The 16,808-nt window shown below is 67.8% G+C and carries 7 protein-coding genes and 1 pseudogene; 4 read left to right on the forward strand and 4 right to left on the reverse strand.

All coding sequences use genetic code 11. The features are described 5' to 3' along the window. Positions 1 to 2: 2 nt before the first annotated feature. Positions 3 to 536 (forward strand): annotated as a pseudogene (locus tag ACIHAA_RS01650) (tyrosine-type recombinase/integrase); the annotation flags it as partial. 75 nt (positions 537 to 611) lie between these two features. Here ACIHAA_RS01650 and ACIHAA_RS01655 read toward each other — a convergent pair. Next, positions 612 to 1,154 carry a DUF4265 domain-containing protein gene (locus ACIHAA_RS01655; protein WP_399811614.1) on the reverse strand — a complete coding sequence of 181 codons (543 nt, stop codon included), beginning with the start codon at positions 1,152 to 1,154 and terminating at the stop codon, positions 612 to 614. Further along, positions 1,126 to 7,773, reverse strand: a complete 6,648-nt coding sequence (locus tag ACIHAA_RS01660) for an RHS repeat-associated core domain-containing protein (RefSeq protein ID WP_399811617.1) — start codon at positions 7,771 to 7,773, stop codon at positions 1,126 to 1,128. Before ACIHAA_RS01660 ends, ACIHAA_RS01655 begins: the two co-directional genes overlap by 29 nt. Before the next feature lie 788 nt (positions 7,774 to 8,561). Here ACIHAA_RS01660 and ACIHAA_RS01665 point away from each other — a divergent pair. After that, complete coding sequence (locus ACIHAA_RS01665) at positions 8,562 to 12,599, forward strand: hypothetical protein (protein ID WP_399811620.1); 4,038 nt, start codon at positions 8,562 to 8,564, stop codon at positions 12,597 to 12,599. A 109-nt stretch (positions 12,600 to 12,708) separates the two neighbouring features. On the opposite strand, the gene ACIHAA_RS01670 is transcribed toward ACIHAA_RS01665, so the two are convergent. Beyond that, entirely contained in the window at positions 12,709 to 14,361 is a 1,653-nt protein-coding gene (locus tag ACIHAA_RS01670) for a DEAD/DEAH box helicase (RefSeq protein ID WP_399811623.1), read from the reverse strand. 87 nt (positions 14,362 to 14,448) lie between these two features. Then, entirely contained in the window at positions 14,449 to 14,652 is a 204-nt protein-coding gene (locus tag ACIHAA_RS01675; RefSeq protein ID WP_399811627.1) for a cold-shock protein, read from the reverse strand. 285 nt (positions 14,653 to 14,937) lie between these two features. Between ACIHAA_RS01675 and ACIHAA_RS01680 the strand changes: the two genes are divergently transcribed. Both ACIHAA_RS01680 and ACIHAA_RS01685 read left to right on the forward strand, forming a co-directional pair. Continuing rightward, a complete protein-coding gene (locus ACIHAA_RS01680; RefSeq protein WP_399811629.1) occupies positions 14,938 to 15,219 on the forward strand; it encodes a 4-oxalocrotonate tautomerase family protein in 282 nt (93 codons plus the stop codon). 259 nt (positions 15,220 to 15,478) lie between these two features. Continuing rightward, positions 15,479 to 16,777 (forward strand): multidrug effflux MFS transporter, encoded by a 1,299-nt coding sequence (locus tag ACIHAA_RS01685; RefSeq protein WP_399811631.1) that lies wholly within the window; start codon positions 15,479 to 15,481, stop codon positions 16,775 to 16,777. The last annotated feature ends 31 nt before the right edge of the window (positions 16,778 to 16,808 follow it).

The raw sequence follows: 16,808 nt of genomic DNA on the forward strand, positions 1-16,808 counted from the left end.
CTCATGTCAAGACCCCGGCGCCCCGCCCCCGGCGCTTCACGCCGTTCACCGCGAGCGAGGCCCGGCAGTTCCTCCACGCAGCCAGCAGCGACCGGCTCCACGCCCTGTACGAATTCGCCCTCCCCACCGAATGCATCAACTCCCTCAAGATCCACCAGGAACGACAGCAGGAAGAGCGTCAGGCGGCCGAAACGAACTGGACGGACAATGGGCTCGTCTTCACCACCCTGACCGGTAGACCGCTCGACCCCACCAATCTCACCCGCCGCTTCCGCCGACTCCTCCACAGTGCACAGCTCCGGACCATCCGTTTCCACGATCTCCGACACTCGACGGCCACTCTGCTCCTAGAACAAGGCATCGATCTCGTCATCATCAAGGAACTCCTCGGGCACGCCCACATCCGCGTCACCGCCGGCGTCTACGCCCATGTACGACTCCGCCTCCAGCGCCACGCCATCAACACCCTCGGCAACGCCCTCGGCCAGGGCGACGATGTCCCCGACGACCCACCCACCGCAGCCGTCGGCCGCTGACGTTGCCGTCACCGCCGTCAAGCACCACAGAAGCCCCACCAGAATGAAACCCGGTGGGGCTTCTGCGGCGCCATATTAGCGGTCTGAGTCTGGCAATCCGAGTCCGCTGCGGTGAGCCCGCGCGAGGGCACTCTCTTCGATGCCAATTTTCCCTTCACCGGCAATACGAAGGAGAGCATTCCTCATAGATGCGTAATCGACGTGCGGCGGCACATTGATTGCCCACAAAGACCCGGTTGCATCAATCTCCCAGGAGCAATCAAAGGCGCGAAGCGTGGCGTCGACTTCCCCTTCCGCGCCGTCGCCTTTGATGATGATACGGACTGCGGAATGGCCGGACTCAGAAACGAACTCCTCGAACACGAACTCCCTGCGCTCGTGATCAGCCCTGACCCGCACGATATCCCCGAAGGCAACACCCTTCACGTAGAAGGGGGTGTTCCGAACCTGAACCTCCATCTTCACGGAAGTCTTCCCAGTCCAGAGCCGCTCCACAGATGCACACGCCCAGTGCGCCGTCTCTTCAGGGAGGTCGAAGGCTACCTTGTACAGCCTCTCCGGCTTATCGTCCGACGTCAACTTTCCAGCGCTAGTCATCGAGGAATTCTCTGAGCTCATCGTCCCAATCCTCCAGAGGCTTCGTGGACTTATCCCTGTTGCATCGACGACAGGCCACGGCACCATTATGGTCGCCGCCATGTCCGCCACTGGCCCTCGGCTCTATGTGGTCGATCTGGGCATCGTCAGGCCTTCCCTTGATGGCGTTTCCATCGGCATCTCGCGATGCGCGCCGTTCCACCGTCTGCCCGCAGTAGTCGCACTTGTACTCGCCGCCATTCTTCGCGGCGTTAGCGTCGTAGACCTTCTGCCTCTCAGCATCAGTGAAATCCAGACCAGCCCTGTTGCAGTTATGAACAAGAACCGGTGTGGCCCCGGCCAGCACATAGTACGTGTGCAGGTGGTTGACGGTCAGGTCGTAGGTTGTCCGGTGCTGGTGGAAGTTGCGGACCGTGCGGACGGTGATGGTGGTGCCGTCGGGCTGGCGGAGCTTGGTGCCGGGGGTGAGGTTGTGGGCGTCGGTCCAGCGGTGGTGGGTGGCGTCCCAGAAAGGGTGGTGCCAGGTGGTGGTGAGTGTCTGCTGCTGGGTGGTGGTGTGGTGCGGCGGTCCGCGGACCGGGGCGGTGTCCAGGGTGAGGGTCGTGAAATCACGGTCGGTGGTGGTGACGATGACGCGCTGGACCTTCTCCGGGGCGGTGACGCCGGTCTGGGGGTCGGTGGCCAGGACGGTGTCGCCGGCCTTCACCTGGCTGATGGGTTTGGAGGCGCCGTCGGCGAGGCGGACTGCTGTGGTGGGGACGAAGCTGTGCGTCGCGCAGCCGGCCGCGTCGGCCCCGGCGCTTTCGGCATCACTGGCTTCTCGGAAGGCGCGCTCGGCGTCCAGCGCGTCGTCGGCGATTTTGGCGGCTTCCTCCGCGTCCTTGACCGCGGTGTAGGCGCGGTCAAGGGCTCGCCAGACCTTGAATGCCTCGATGCCCACCTTGATGGCTTTGAACACTTTGCCCCAGGGGACGGCGGTCAGGGCGGTGTTGATGCAGCCCATGACATCGCCCTTGGTGAAGCAGTTGTAAGCGTCGGTCAGGCCGATGACGTCCGCCACGAGACTGAGAATTTGGTGTTTGAGGCCGGAGGCCTCCTTCTTGGCGGCGAAGAGGGTCGCGTCGGCGGTGGCCTTCGCGCGTTCCACGGCCTGGTGCCAGGCCTGTTCCGGGTGAGCGGACTCGCTGATGTCGGCCTTGTTCTGCTGGGCGTAGTGCTTGGCGTAGGACTTGGTGTTGTTGGGAGTGCTGCCGGAGCCAGGGTGGTCGTGCATCGCCCGTGCGATCGAACCCGGGTCACCCGGGGTGGCGTTGAGGCAGTACGGGCAGTTGCGGGTGGGACAGTCCGCTGCCGCGCAGGCACCACTGGGGTCGGAGGTGGTGACCGGGCTGTCGTCGGCGTAGTCGTAGGCGTTCCAGGACTGTGGGGCGCCCGAGTCCAGGAGGGGATCAGGACTGAGGAATCGGCCGATGGCCGGGTCGTATTCGCGGGCGCCGAGGTTGGTCAGGCCTGTGTTGTCGTCCTGGACGCCACCGACATAGCCGCGCTGACCTGCCGTCCAGGTGCCTGTTTGGTCGCGTTGCTCGCCGAAGGGCTTGTACTGGCGGCGGGTGACGGCCTGGGTGCCCGAGTCGATCGCAAGGCTGCCCGTGCCCTCACGGTCGGGGATCAGATAGGTGTAGTGGCCGTCGGAGGAGTGCGTGGCCACGGTCTGGCCGGCGAGTGAGACATAGCGGATGCCATCGGCACTGGCGGAGCCCTTCTTGAGGGTGATCTCCTCGTCGCCCGTGTAGAGGGTGGTGGCGTCGGGGCTGTGACGCAGCAGCAGCCCGCCGTCGGCGTCGTACACATACTTGGTGTCGCCGCTGGAGCCGGTGGAGGACAGTTCGCTGAGCTTGCCCTCGTCGTCGTAGGTGAGAGTGTCCGTGCCGGAGCGGGAGGTACGGGTGAGGGCGTTGCCGTCCTCGTCGTAGGTGTAGCTGTTGGTGGTGTTGGCGGTCGCGTCGCCCGGTGTCACCTTGGCCACCTGGGACACCGCGTGAGCGGGTCCCTTGCCCGCCGCGAACGGGGTGTAGGTGGCAGTCGTGTCATGGGAGGTGTTTCCGGAGGGGTCGTGGTCGACCTGGCTCTGCCGGGCTCCCGTGGCGTCGTAGGTCCAGGACTGCCAGTACGGGGAGGGACCGCCCACCGTGGAGGAGGCACCCGGCGTCGGGGTGGCCGAGCAGGAGTCCGTCGCCGTCCATGCGGCTTGCAGGCGCTGCGCCCAGTCGTAGGTGAAGCACTGGGTGTCCGTCTGGCCGGTGTCCAGCTTGTCGCTGATCCTCGTGACGTTGCCGGAGGGCTGGTAGGTGTAGGCGGTCTTGTCGGCCATCGCCGCACCGGACTTGGCCACGGTGGTGGAGTCGGCCAGCCGGTGGGTCTGGTCGTCGTAGTTGAGGGTCTGCTGGGCGAAGTTTCCGGAGGTGCCGTACGTGAACTGGTACGGCTCGTCGAACTCGGTGTAGCTGAGCTTGCCGACGTAGGCCCAGGTGTTCCAGCCGCCGACACCGATGGGGCGGCCGTAGTCGTCGTAGGTGTAGCCGATGGTCTCTTCCGGCAGCGTGACCGTGCTCGGATCCTGGTCGGTGTAGTGGGCGAGCGTGCCGGTGAGGTTGTAGTTGTTCTGGTGGATGTAGTTGCCGGCGAGGGCGCCCTCGGCTGTCGGTATGACGAGCTCGGTGGCCTGGACCCAGCCATGGCTGTCGTAGCCGAGGACCTTATCGGTGTAGGCGGTGCCGCCGGCGCCGCCCACGTAGCGGGTCGAGGAGGTGGGCTTGCCCTTTTTCAGGGAGTCATAGGTCCAGGAGGCCAGCTCGTTGCCGGTCGAGGGGGTGGCTCCGCCGGTGGTGTCGTATGCGGCCGTCTTGCGGCCGAGTTCGTCGTAGGCGTAGCTGACGGTCTTGTGGCGGTTGTCGGTGGTGGTCAGCAGCTGGCCGGCGTTGTCGTACGAGGAACTGGAGGTGCCCGTGTCCGGGTCGGTCTGGGAGATGCGGCGGCCGAGGAGGTCGTAGGTACTGGACCAGGTGTGGCCCTGGCCGTCGTCCTGGCCGGTCTGGTGCCCGGCCGCGTCGTGGCTGTAGGTGACGGTGTCAGCGGCGCCGGTGGGTGTGCTGCCGTGATAGCGCAGGAGTTTGACGGTCTGGCCACGCGCATCGGTGTACGTCGAGACGGGTGTCGAGCCGGTCGGCGGAGTGACATCGGTCCGGTCGGACCCGGGGTAGGCGGTGGTGGTGCGCCAGGTCTCCGAGGCGAAGTGGTAAGCGATCGAGGCGGTGACGCGGCCGGCGCCGTCGTAGACCGTGCCGGTCTGGGACGGCGTCTGGTTGTCGGGGGCGTCCACCAGCGTGCCGGAAGGGGCGCCGCTGTTGTAGTAAGGGGACGAGGAGCTGACCGCCCAGCCGTGGCTGTCGTAGACGGTGTCGGTGATGATCCGTCCGCCGTCCAGGGTCGCGGTCTGCGCCTCACGCTGGCGCAGCATCGCGTCGTAGATCGCGATGGAGGTGCGGTAGGTGTTGTTGTCGAGCAGGGACTGAGTGGTGACCGTCGAAGGCGCGTCGGGGCTGAGGCTGTAGCTGTACTTGATGTTGGGGTTGTTGCTCGTGGAGAAGCCCGGATTCCATACGGCGGTGAGCCGTCCCAGCGGGTCGTAGGTGCTGGTGGTGGAGTAGCCCGCTGTGTCGGTGGTCTTCAGGTCCAGGCCGCGGGCCGGGTCCACGGTGGTGGTGGAGGAGAAGGCGGCGCTCTGGCCGGTGACCTTGGGCTGGGTGACCGTGATGGAGTTCGGAGCGGCACCGGTGGCGGGGCTGTACGTCGTGGTGGTGGTGCGGCCGTCGGCGTCGGTCTCGGTTTTCTCCCGGCCATAGGCGTCGTAGGTGTTCTTCAAGGCGGTGATGTAGTGCACCGTGCCGTCGGCGGTGACCGAGTCGGCCTTCTGCACCATCGTCACATCGCCCGTCGTGGGGGACGCGGTGTTGTCGGTGGAGTTGTCGAAGAACGTCAGGTCGTCGCTGATCAGGTCACGCGGGTAGGTCGGGGTCGCGGAGCAGGAGACGGCGACTTCCTGGACGCGGCGGGGGGTGGGCAGAGTGGCGCCCGAGGTGTCCTTGGCGTACCAGGTGCGGGTGCACATGTCGTCGGCGGCGGTCGAGGTGTCGCCCTTGTCGTCGACGCTCTGGGGCAGGCCGGTGGCGTCGTCGATGCTGTAGTCGGTCTCGGTGGTGCGCTGGGTGCCGTCTGCCTTGGTCGTAACCGCGCGGCTGCGCTGGATGTTGACGCGCCGGGAGACGAGAGCGTCCAGGCCGGACTTCGTACGCGACTGGCTCGCCGTGACCGGTGAGCTCCAGGGGTCGGTGATCTCGTCCGACAGCAGGGCGCCGCTGTCGCCGTTGAAGCCCAGGGCTTCGAACGCCTGCCCCGTCAGCCAGTCGGAGTCCTTCTGAGCGTCGTCACCGGCGCGGTCGTTGAGGGTGACGCTACGCGTTCCGGAGGAGGTCTTGTCGCCGTCCATGCCGCGGAAGTAGGTATCCCGGGCCAGGGTGAGCTTCTGGGGCGAGGTGCCAGTGCGGGTCTCCACCGTGCCGTAGCCGCGCCACTGGTTCCACGTGCGGTACTTGGCCTGGGTGAGTGGGTCGTCGTTGAAGTGCCAGGCCGGGTCCCCGAGATAGGTGTAGGAGGTCTGGACGGGCAGGCCGCCGGCGGTGGGGTCCTGTGTGGTGACGGAGTTGACGACGAACTTGTTGAACCAGTCCAGTTGCGGAGAGGTCTGGCCCGGCGGTGTCCAGTAGGACGGATAGCACCGGTAGGTGTTGCTGTCCTGGCTGGAGGGCAGCACCGTGGTACCGGCGCGCTGGCACTGCGGGCCGGAGTAGTTGGCGGTGATCACTTCGCCGGACTCGGTGGTGATCGTGGTCAGCCGGTAGCGGGTGATCGGCTGGTAGCCGTCCAGGCCGTCCACACGGTTGGCCAGTGCCTGCCCGGCGAATTTCACCGCGGGCATGGCCAGGCTTCCACCGCCCTTGCCGGTACGGGTGATGGAGGACAGCCACAGCGACGGGGTGGTGGTGTCCCCGGTGGAGGGGAAGGTGTGCGACAGCGACCAGCTGTCCACGTCCTGGTAGGCCGAATTGACCAGTATCTGGGAGCGGATGCCGGTCAGGCGCTTGGTGCTGAAGTATGCCGGTCCGTGGTTGTTGCATGCGCCTGACGAGGCGCAGGTCTGGTCGACCGGCACGTCCGGCCAGTGTGTGGCGTTCGCCGTCGTCATCTTCGAAGCGGCGCAGTCGAAGCCGGAGTTCGCGAGGCAGCGTTCGGAGGTGTCGAAGAACACCTGCGCGGCCGCCGGTGCCGTGGAGTCGTAGACCTTGCCCGCCAACTGCCCGTACTGGATCTTGGCGAGGTAGCCGCCGCGTGTGTACGAGGTGGCGGTGGTGGCGTTGTCCCGGCCGTAATAGCCGGTCTCTGGCGTGTACCAGTAGCTGAGGGCGTTGCCGTGCTTGTCGACGACGTAGTCGAGATTCCATCGGTAGCCCTGCTGGCACCAGGACGCCGCGAACGTGGAGGCGTGGCACGGCTCGCCCGTGTCGTTGCCGTAGACCGGCGTGGTGAACACCGAGTTGGTGGTCGCCTTGCCCGAAGCCCAGCCGGGCAAGCGGTTCAGTCCGAAGTAGTACTGGGTGCCGTCGGCGGTGGTGACGACGAAGTACTCGTGGTCGTTGTCGTCGTTGACCGTGTCGGTCTTTATCTCGATCTTCTCGCCGTTGTCGCCCTGCGGGTGCCAGGTGCCCGTCTTGTCGTCGTGGACGAGGGTGTTCGACGAGCCGTTCAGCGACAGCGTCAGGGTGTCGACCGCGTCCGACCAGCACTCGTCAGAAGTCTTCGGCGAGCCGTTCGCCGTGTCGTCCGCGCAGGACGCGTAGGTGCGTTCGACGAAGCCCGGTGAGTAGTCCCAGCCATCCCCGATCCAGGACGACTGGGCGTTCGTCGAGGAGGTGCGCCCGTCCACACTCTGCGAGTTGTAGCCCAGGGAGACGGTCGGGGCCAGGCCACCGGGGACGTCGGGAACCGTGATCGGGTACGAGTAGGAGAAGGCTCCGCTGGAGCCGCCGCCCGACCACTGGCCGGACGGGGCCAGCGAGGTCGCCGCATAACTGCCGCCGCCACCCGACGCACCGGCCTCGGCTGCAAGCACCATCGGCTGTGCGGCGGCCAGTTGTCCGGTGACTTCCGCGGCGCTCCTGCTGGTGTGTGTGCCGGCGGGCAGCACGACGTCAGCCGAGACGGTCTGGGACTTGGCGTCGTTCGTGGAGGCGAGTTGGGTCTGCGTCCGGCACGCGGGCTTGCCGGGGGTGGTCAGCGCGCAGGCTGGCAACTGAACGAGGTGCAGCCGCCCGGACCAGTCGGCACCGTAGGCATCCTTGAACGCCGAGTAGTCCAGACTCAGGTGAGCACTGCCGCCAGGGTTCCTGGTATCCGGCTGGACGGTGAACACCATGCCGCGCACGCCCAGCTTCTCGGCGGCCGACTGGCCCGGCAGGCGTACATGCAGCTTGGTGCCCGTCTCGGCGCGGCGGCCCTTCTCGCCCGCCGAGAGGGAGAGCGGCATGCGGCCGCCCCGCTGAGGGACGGAATTCCGCGCCGAAATGGCGACGTCCGCCGAGCCTGCGGTGGGCCAGGCTTTCCGGGCCGTGGCCGGGTTCCAGCGGCCCATGCGCGGTGCCGCGGCCGGTTTTCCCCTGACCGGCACCACGGGAACGGAGTGTTCCTTTTCGGCTTTCACCAGGTAATTCTTGGAACGTCCGGAAGCGATGGCGGCCTGCGGAGAGAGGAGACCGGCCAGAAGGCTGAGCGAGGCGACGGCAACGATCCACAAAGCGGCTGGTCCGTGTATCCGTACAGCCCTGCCGTAAATTCGCCACACCGATTTTCGACGCACCCCGGCCCCCCAATTCAGCGTCACTGCCGAAAAGGAATTCGATCACACCGTGAGGGGTCTTCACAGACTCTTCATGGCAAGGATCAGGCCTTGCTACTGCCATGAGAAGTCCATGGCATGGTCAAGAAATGCCAGATCTGGCCTGAAGTAGCCCAGTGGGCGGGCCGTTCGTCAAGCAAATCTCAAGGAGGCATTCACAAGGAAGTTGCGTCGGCTCTTCAGGTCGCGAGCCGGAGGGTGGCATACCTTCTGGTTTCCGGTTGCCGCCTTGGTGCAGTCGCGGGTAGCCTCCTGGCGCCTATCGGTACTTATTTCTACGGACACAACCTGGGGGGCAAATGTCCGGCCTTTTCCGCCCGTTCTCTATGCGTGGGGAATCCGCAGAGAGAACGCGAATATCCGGTCGACTACTGGTCGCAGCCGTGGTCGGCGCGCTGTCTTTGTCCGTACTGCCCGCTGTGTCGGCTTCAGCAGACACAGGCCCCGGCTCGGTCGAGGACGTCACGGTCGGCCAGCCGGACATCACCGCGGCACCTGCCCGTCCCACCGAGGAACCGGAGCCGACCGGATCCCTGCGCGCCGAGGACGGCGGCGATCTGACGACGGCCCAGCAGAGCGCACTGGCGTCGGCGCAGAAGCAGGCCGCGGCATCCGGTCGGCCTGTCGGCGTCGACGCCCTCACCACGGAGACCGCCACCACCACGGCCAACCCGTCGGGCACCCTCACCTACACCTCGAGCCTGCTGCCGGTAAGGGTCCGCAAGGGGCACGGCTGGGCCCCGGTGGACGCCACGCTGGTCCGCCGGGCCGATGGCACCTTCAGTCCCAGGACCACGCCCGAGCCACTGTCGTTCTCGGGCGGTGGCACCACCCCGCTGGCCACCATGGTGCGGGGCAACGCCTCCCTTGCCCTGTCCTGGCCCAAGGCGCTGCCCGCACCACATGCCTCCGGCGCGAGTCTGACCTACCCCGGCGTCCTGCCCGACGTGGATCTGAAGGTCACCGCCGACACCCAGGGCGGCTGGTCCGAGATCCTGATCGTCAAGAACGCCCGGGCCGCGGCCAATCCCGCTCTCCGGCAGATCACACTCGCCACACGGGCCAAGGGCGTTGCCGTGACCGATGACGGACACGGCAACCTCGACGCCACCGCCGCGGACGGCCGGGTCCTGTTCAGTGCCCCGCAGCCGGTGATGTGGGACTCCAGCAGTCCCAGCTCCCAGCAGGCCATTTCTGGGCAGGGGCCCGCGCCCAGGTCCAAAGTGGCCCGGGTGCAGGGGCGGTTGCACGGCAACGCCCTGTCTCTCGTCCCGGACAGCCGCCTGCTCAGTGATGCGCACACCAGATACCCCGTCATGATCGACCCCTCCTGGAACCCGCACTACGCCACCGGCGTCAAGCAGCACTACATGGAGACCCAGGCGGGCTGCCCCACGGCGAAGAACTACGACTCCACCCAGTACGGCGACCCCGGCACCGGCTACAACAGCTGGTCCGGCTGCATCGGCCAGGAACGCTCCTACTTCCAGCTGGCCGTGCCCTCCAGCATCTACGACGCCCATGTCGTCTCCGCCACGGTGGACGCCAAGGAGAACTACTCCGCAAGTTGCAGCCTGTCCTCCGACGTCTATCTGTACTGGTCCGGCGGGATCGGCTCCTCCACCACCTGGAACAGCAAGCCGTCACTGAGCAGCAAGCTCGCCACGAAGAGCTTCGGACCCGCCTGCTCCAGTGAGCCCTCCGGCGGCTTCCCGATCACCTCCACGATCGCGAAAGCCGCCTCGGACCACTGGGGCAACTTCACCTTCGCCCTGGTCAACAGCCACAGCGGCAGCGGGGACGGCAACTACTTCAAGCGATTCGACAGCAGCCCGTCGATGTCCATCGAGTACAACCACGTACCGAACAAGCCGGGGAGTCTGGCCACCAAGGTCGGCTCCACCTCGCTCGGCTGCGGCACCTCCACCCCCTACCCCGTCGTGGGCAAGACCCTGGCCACCACTCCACCGACCTTGAACGCCACCGTCAGCGACACCGACAAGGACGCCCTGGCCGCCACATACTCCTACTGGGTCGGCAGCGGCTCCGCCACCACGACCACCAGCGCAACGGTCTCCAGCGGCTCAGGTGCCCCCAAACAGCTGTCCTCCTCGTTCATGAGCGGCCTCGCCGACGGCAGCGTCGTGAACTGGAAGGTCACCTCCAGCGATGGCGAGGACACTTCCGCGGCCTCCGCTACCTGCCACTTCACGGTCGACCTGCACAGTCCCGCCCAGCCGGCCATCAAGAGCGCGGACAGCCTCTACCCCGAGGACTCCCCGGGCGTGGCCAAGGCGGGCACACCCGGCAAGTTCACCGTCTCCGTCGACCCCGGATCCAACGGCAACAACGCCGCCAAGTTCCTCTACGGCCTGGACGCCGCTCCACCGACCTCGAACACACCGCCCTCGCAGACGGCAACCGCCGCCAAGAACACCGCCACCATCACCGTGACCCCACCCGCGCCGGGTACGCACACGCTGTATGCCTACGCCGTTGACGCCGCCGGCAACGTCTCCGCACAGCAGCAGTACGAGTTCACCGCGCTCGGCCACGCCGCCAAGACCTATGCAAGCCTGCCGGCAGCCTTCAACAACACCGCCGTCACCGACGACGGCAACCACACCACAGGCGACGCCGATGGCTATGGCGCCACCTTGTCCTTGCAGGACCTCAAGGCGGCCGGCTGGCAACCCGGCGGCAAGATCACCGTTGACGGCGCACCCTTCACCCTGCCCAACTTCGGCTCCTCGGCAGGCGACAACGTGATGGCCGCCAACCAGACCATCCGGATGAACGGCAGCGGGCAGGCACTTGTCTTCCTCGGCTACTCCACATGGGGCTCCGTCTCGTCCAAACACCACGACGACGACTCCACCAGCCCTGTCGTGCCCGACGGCACCAACACCTCGGCCACCAACTGCAGCCTGGGCAGCGGCACCTACGAGGACTGCGTGACCCCTCGGGGGAGTATCACCTACGGTGACGGCACGACGCAGGGCTACTACCTCACCATGCCCGACTGGGTATACGGCTCCGACACCCTCGCCGCCGTCACCCTCCCCCATCGCAACAGCAAGACCACACAGCAGACGCGCAACACCAACATCTATGCCTTCGCCGTCCCGCTCAAGGCAGGAGCCGCCCTCGACTCGGTGACCCTGCCCGACCTGGCGGACGCGGCACGCGCATTCGTCCCCGGGATGCACATCCTCGGCATGAGCGTCCGGGACACCACCACAGCGGCCGACGGTGCCACCTGGACCGGTACCTGGAGCGCACCCACCGAGCAGCGCCTCCAGTTCACCGACGTCGGCGCATTCAAGGACCAGACCATCCGCATCATCACCCAGAGCAGCGCCGGCGGCGACAACGTCCGGCTCCGGCTGTCCAACGCCCTGGGCACGGACCCGCTGACCCTCGACCACGTCACCACCGGCTACTACAAAAGCGGGGCCGCAACGACGGCCGCACCCGTTGACGTGACCTTCGGCGGCAGTAGATCCGTGGTCATTCCCGAAGGCGGCGAACTCTACAGCGATCCCATACCCATGCACGTGGCCCCCGGCATATCACTGACCACCAGCATGCATCTGGTCAATGTGGTCAACTACCTCGTCATGCACCCCTGGGCGGCACCCGACACCCTCGGCTACGTCAGTGCCGCCGGCAGCGGCGACCACACCACCGACACCACCGACACCGCGTTCAACGGCACAGGAACCGCCACGGGCCGCTTCTCCGACATCCTCACGGAAGTCGACGTCACCAGCACCGATCACCGGCCGGCCGTATCCGTACTCGGCGACGGCCTGGTCAACACCGGTTCAGGCTTCACGGCCGGCAACCAGACGCTCCGCTACAACAACGACCTCTCCTACCGCCTGCGCACCAACACCGACAACGTCCCCGACTACGGTGTCCTCGCCTCCGGCATTCCGAACAACTACCTGGCCGACGACCAGGACACCGGCGGCCGCGCCGTCCTCACGCGCCTCGACCGGGATGTCCTGTCCATCCCCAACCTGAAAACCGTCATCGTCGCCCAGGGACTCAAGGACATCGTCGCAGGCAACGACGACACCGACGTCGTCAGCACACTCACGCTGCTCCGCGACCAACTCAGGACCTGGGGTGTCAAGGTCATCTTCACCACCCTCACCCCCTGCCGCGGCAACAGCGCCTGCACCAAGGCCATCGACCAAAACCGTGCCCAGACCAACAGCTGGATCACCGACCAGACCGACTACACCGCTCCCCGCGTCAGCTACGTCGATGCCGAATCGACCGTCGCCGTCCCTGACACCACGAGCACCGACGACCCGACGCCCCTGATGCTCAACGCCGGCGCCGCACCCCATGACTACGACTCCGGCGATCATGTCAATCTCACGGCCGACGGCTACAGCGCCATCACCAGCACCATCGACCTGACCACACTCGGTCCCGACAACTGATCAGCCGGCAGGCCGTGCCGCCGCCCCGGGGTCACGTCCGGTGTGATCCCGGGGCGGCCGATCCGATGGGCAGCGGCAACCGGCGTGTGGCCTGCTCCTGGGGGACGCCCTAGGTGGCCGAAGGGCGTCGGCCGCCCCGGCGGTCCGTGCCGCCCCGGCCGCCGGTGGCGGTGGTGCCGGTCGTGGTTCCGCCGGTCGTCCTGCGGCGGCGGGAGCCGCGGGCCTCGTTGCCCGCTGCGGTACCGGCCGCCGTCCGGCGGTCGGCGCCGCGTCCGCCCGCCGTCCCGCCCGTGCGGGAGGCGGAGCCGCGTCCGCCGGTCGTGGAGGTGTCACCGGTGGTGGTCCGACGGTCGGAGCCCCTGCCCGCGGTCCCCGTCCCGGTGCCGCCGCCGCTCCGGCGTCGGCGGCCGGAGCGGCCGCCGGGCTTGCCGTCCGGGCGGGACGCCGCCGGTGCGGCAGGCTGGGGGACCTCGATGGTGACGGGCACGCCGGACGGTTCGCGGGCGCCGGTGAGGGTGGCCAGTTCCGTGTCGCTCGACGTGATGCGGGCCGTCCGGGGGCGGATGCCCGCATCGGACATGAGCCGGGTCATGTCCCGCTTCTGCTCGGGCAGGACCAGGGTGACCACGCTGCCGGAGCCACCGGCGCGGGCCGTGCGTCCACCCCGGTGGAGGTAGTCCTTGTGGTCGGTGGGGGGATCGACGTTGACGACGAGGTCGAGGTCGTCGATGTGTATGCCCCGGGCCGCGACGTTCGTCGCCACCAGCGCGGTGACCTGGCCGTTCTTGAACTGCTCCAGAGTGCGGGTGCGCTGCGGCTGGGAGCGGCCCCCGTGCAGCGCCGCCGCGCGGACACCGACGGCCAGGAGCCGCTTGGCCAGCCGGTCGGCGGACCTCTTGGTGTCGAGGAACAGGATGACCCGTCCGTCGCGGGCCGCGATCCGCGTGGTGACGGCCTTCTTGTCGGTCTCGTCCTGGACGTGGAGCACGTGGTGCTCCATGGTCGTCACCGCCCCCGCCGAGGGGTCCACGGAGTGCACCACGGGGTCGGTCAGGAACTGCTGCACCAGGCGGTCGATGTTGCCGTCCAGGGTGGCCGAGAAGAGCATGCGCTGCCCGTCGGACCGCACGTTGCGGATCAGCTTGGTGATCTGCGGCAGGAAGCCCATGTCGGTCATCTGGTCGGCTTCGTCCAGCACCGTGATGCGTACGTCGCCGAGCACGCAGTCCCCGCGGTCCACGAGATCGTTGAGCCTGCCGGGGGTCGCCACGAGCACCTCGGCACCGCGCCTGAGCGTGGCCGCCTGCTTGGTGATCGACAGCCCGCCGACCACGGTCGCCAGCCGCAGGTTCACCGCCGTCGCGTAGGGGGTCAGCGCGTCCGTCACCTGCTGGGCGAGTTCCCGGGTGGGCACCAGCACCAGGGCGAGGGGCGCCTTGGACTCCGCGCGCAGTCCGGCCGTACGGGCCAGGAGCGCGAGCCCGAACGCGAGGGTCTTGCCGGATCCGGTGCGTCCCCGTCCCAGCAGGTCACGTCCCGCGAGAGAGTTCGGCAGCGTCGCGGCCTGGATGGGGAAGGGGGTGGTCACGCCTTGCGCGGTGAGGGTCTTCAGCAGCCCCGCGGGCATGTCCAGACCGGCGAAGTCCTCGACGGCGGGAAGTGCGGGTGTCGTGCTCTCCGGCAGCCGGAATTCCCTCGGCGACGACACGGACGACGGGGATGACGAGGGGCGCCGGCTCGGCTTCTGGGGCCTGCGGGACATGCGGTGGTCTGCCTTCCTGGAAACAGCACAAACCGGGGTCCGCACCGTGATGGTGCGGACCCCGGTGAGCGGATACGCGTCCGGCGATTAGGCGGGGACGATGTTCTCCGCCTGCGGGCCCTTCTGGCCCTGCGTGACGTCGAAGCTGACCCGCTGGCCCTCGAGGAGCTCACGGAAGCCCTGGGTGGCGATGTTCGAGTAGTGGGCGAACACGTCCGGGCCGCCGCCGTCCTGCTGGATGAAGCCGAAACCCTTTTCGGCGTTGAACCACTTCACGGTTCCCTGTGCCACGACCTTCTCCGTTCTGTAGGCAGAGGCCCCATCCGGAGATGCCGGAAAACAACTAATGCGCCTCAAGGAGAATGCATTCCTGTCAGGCGCACATGGGTTCATGGGTACCACAACTGCAACGCAAAGACCGTAGCACAGCTCGGCGCCCGTGCGGGGACATCGCCCACGGCGACACCAGCTGTGGTTGCTCCGGCCGCGATGACACCGGCCGCGGCGACACCCGGTATCCATCACGATTCGTGATCCGTCCCAGAGCGTATTGCGTCTTGGACGGCCCCGGGCCCGGTGCTGGACTGGATCCGCGGCGGATCCCGGCCGACCGGCCAGGGGCCGTACGCCGTCGGTACCACCTCGATCCTGGAGAACGCGATGCCTCTCATCCATGTGCAGCAGACCCCCGGCAAGACCGCCGAGCAGAAGGCCGAGCTGGTTCGCGAGCTGACCGACGCGTACGTCAGGGCCACCGGCAGCAAGCCGGAGAGCGTCTGGGTGACCGTGCAGGAGATCGGCACCGACAGCTGGTCCGTCGCGGGCGAGACGCTCGCCGCCCGCGCCGCCCGCAGCTGACCCGCGGCGGGCCGCCCTCCAGCCGACCCGCGGCGGGCCGCTCCCCAGCTGACCCGCGGCGGGCCGCCCTCCAGCTGACCCGGCGGGCCGCCCCCCCCAGCCGCCGTTCCCGGGCGAACATCCCCCGTTTCGCCCGGGAACGGCGCCTCTCTCGGGCCGCCCGGCCCGTGTACGGCCGTGAGAGACCCCGCGGCCCAGCCGCGAGAGGCCCCCGCAGTCGGACAGGAGTCGACTTGATCAAGGAAAGTTGCCACGTGTCATGAAGACCGCAACAACACGCACTCCCTACGCGCTGTTGCTCGCCGTCCTGTCCTCGCTGAACGCGGGTGGTCTGTTCGCCTCCGACATCAATCTGCCGGGCGTCCCGGCCACCGCGCACGCCTTCCACACCCCGGTCGCATCGGTGCAGTGGACGTTCAGCGCGTTCATGATCGGCATCGCGGTGTCGCAGGCGGTCTACGGGCCCATATCGGACGCCTACGGCCGCAAGCGCGTCATCGTCTCCGGGCTCGGTCTGTTCGTCCTGGCCTCGCTGGTGTGCGCGGCGGCGCCCACGGTCGAGGTGTTCGGCACCGGACGGCTCCTTCAGGCGCTGGGCGCCGGTTCGGGCATGGTGCTCGGCCGTGCGGTGATCAGCGACCTCTACGAGGAGAAGGACGCGGCCCGGATGTTCGCCACGGTCATGCCGATCGTCGGTGTCTCCCCGTCGGTCGCCCCGCTGATCGGCGGCTATCTGACGACCTACGTCTCCTGGCGCGCGCCCTTCGTGGTCACCGCGCTGATCGGTCTGGTGACCCTGGTCGCCATGGTCACCGCGATCCCGGAGAGCCTGCCGCCGGAGCGGCGGAGCAAGCACTTGGGCGCCACGCTCCGGGGCTACCCGAAGCTGCTGGGCCGCCCGCTGTTCTGGGCCTACACCGTCAACCTCTGTGTCGCGTACGGGGGCTATTTCGGATACCTGGCGGCCTCTCCGCTGGTGTTCGAGAAGATGCGGCTGGCCACCGAGACCACCAGCTACTGCTACATCACCGTCTCGCTCGCCTATGTCGCGGGCAACCTGACCTCGCGCGCCCTGGTCCGCACCCGGTCCGTCAACCGGCTGCTGTGGACGGGCCACGGGTTCTTCCTCGCCGGGGCGCTGATGATGCTGGGGCTGGGCCTCAGCGGGGCGGGCGGCCGCTGGGGGCTGCTGGTGCTGGTCTTCATGCCGGTGATGACCTTCGGCAACGGTTTCCTGCTGCCGCTGTCGATGAGTGCGGGGGTGACCACGTTCCGGGCGACCGCCGGTTCGGCATCCGGCCTGATGGGCGCGCTCCAGCTGCTGTCCGCCTCGCTGGGCATCTATCTGTCCAGCCGGCTCCCGGCGGGCGATCTGTTCGCCCTCGGCTGGTTCGTGCTCGCCGCCGCGGTGCTGGGAATCTGCGCCTTCGCCCTGTTCCTTTCCCTGGCGGCCCGCACGGCGGATGCCGTACCCCCGAAGGACCGCGCGGCCCGCAGCGACGAACTGCCGGACGCGGAAGTGCAGGAGGCCGCCATGCAGGAAGCCGCCATGGAATAGCGCCCCCCGGCCACCCGCCGCACGGCACCCG

Origin of the sequence: Streptomyces sp. NPDC052040 (genome assembly GCF_044548405.1) — a bacterium.
Lineage (GTDB): Bacteria > Actinomycetota > Actinomycetes > Streptomycetales > Streptomycetaceae > Streptomyces.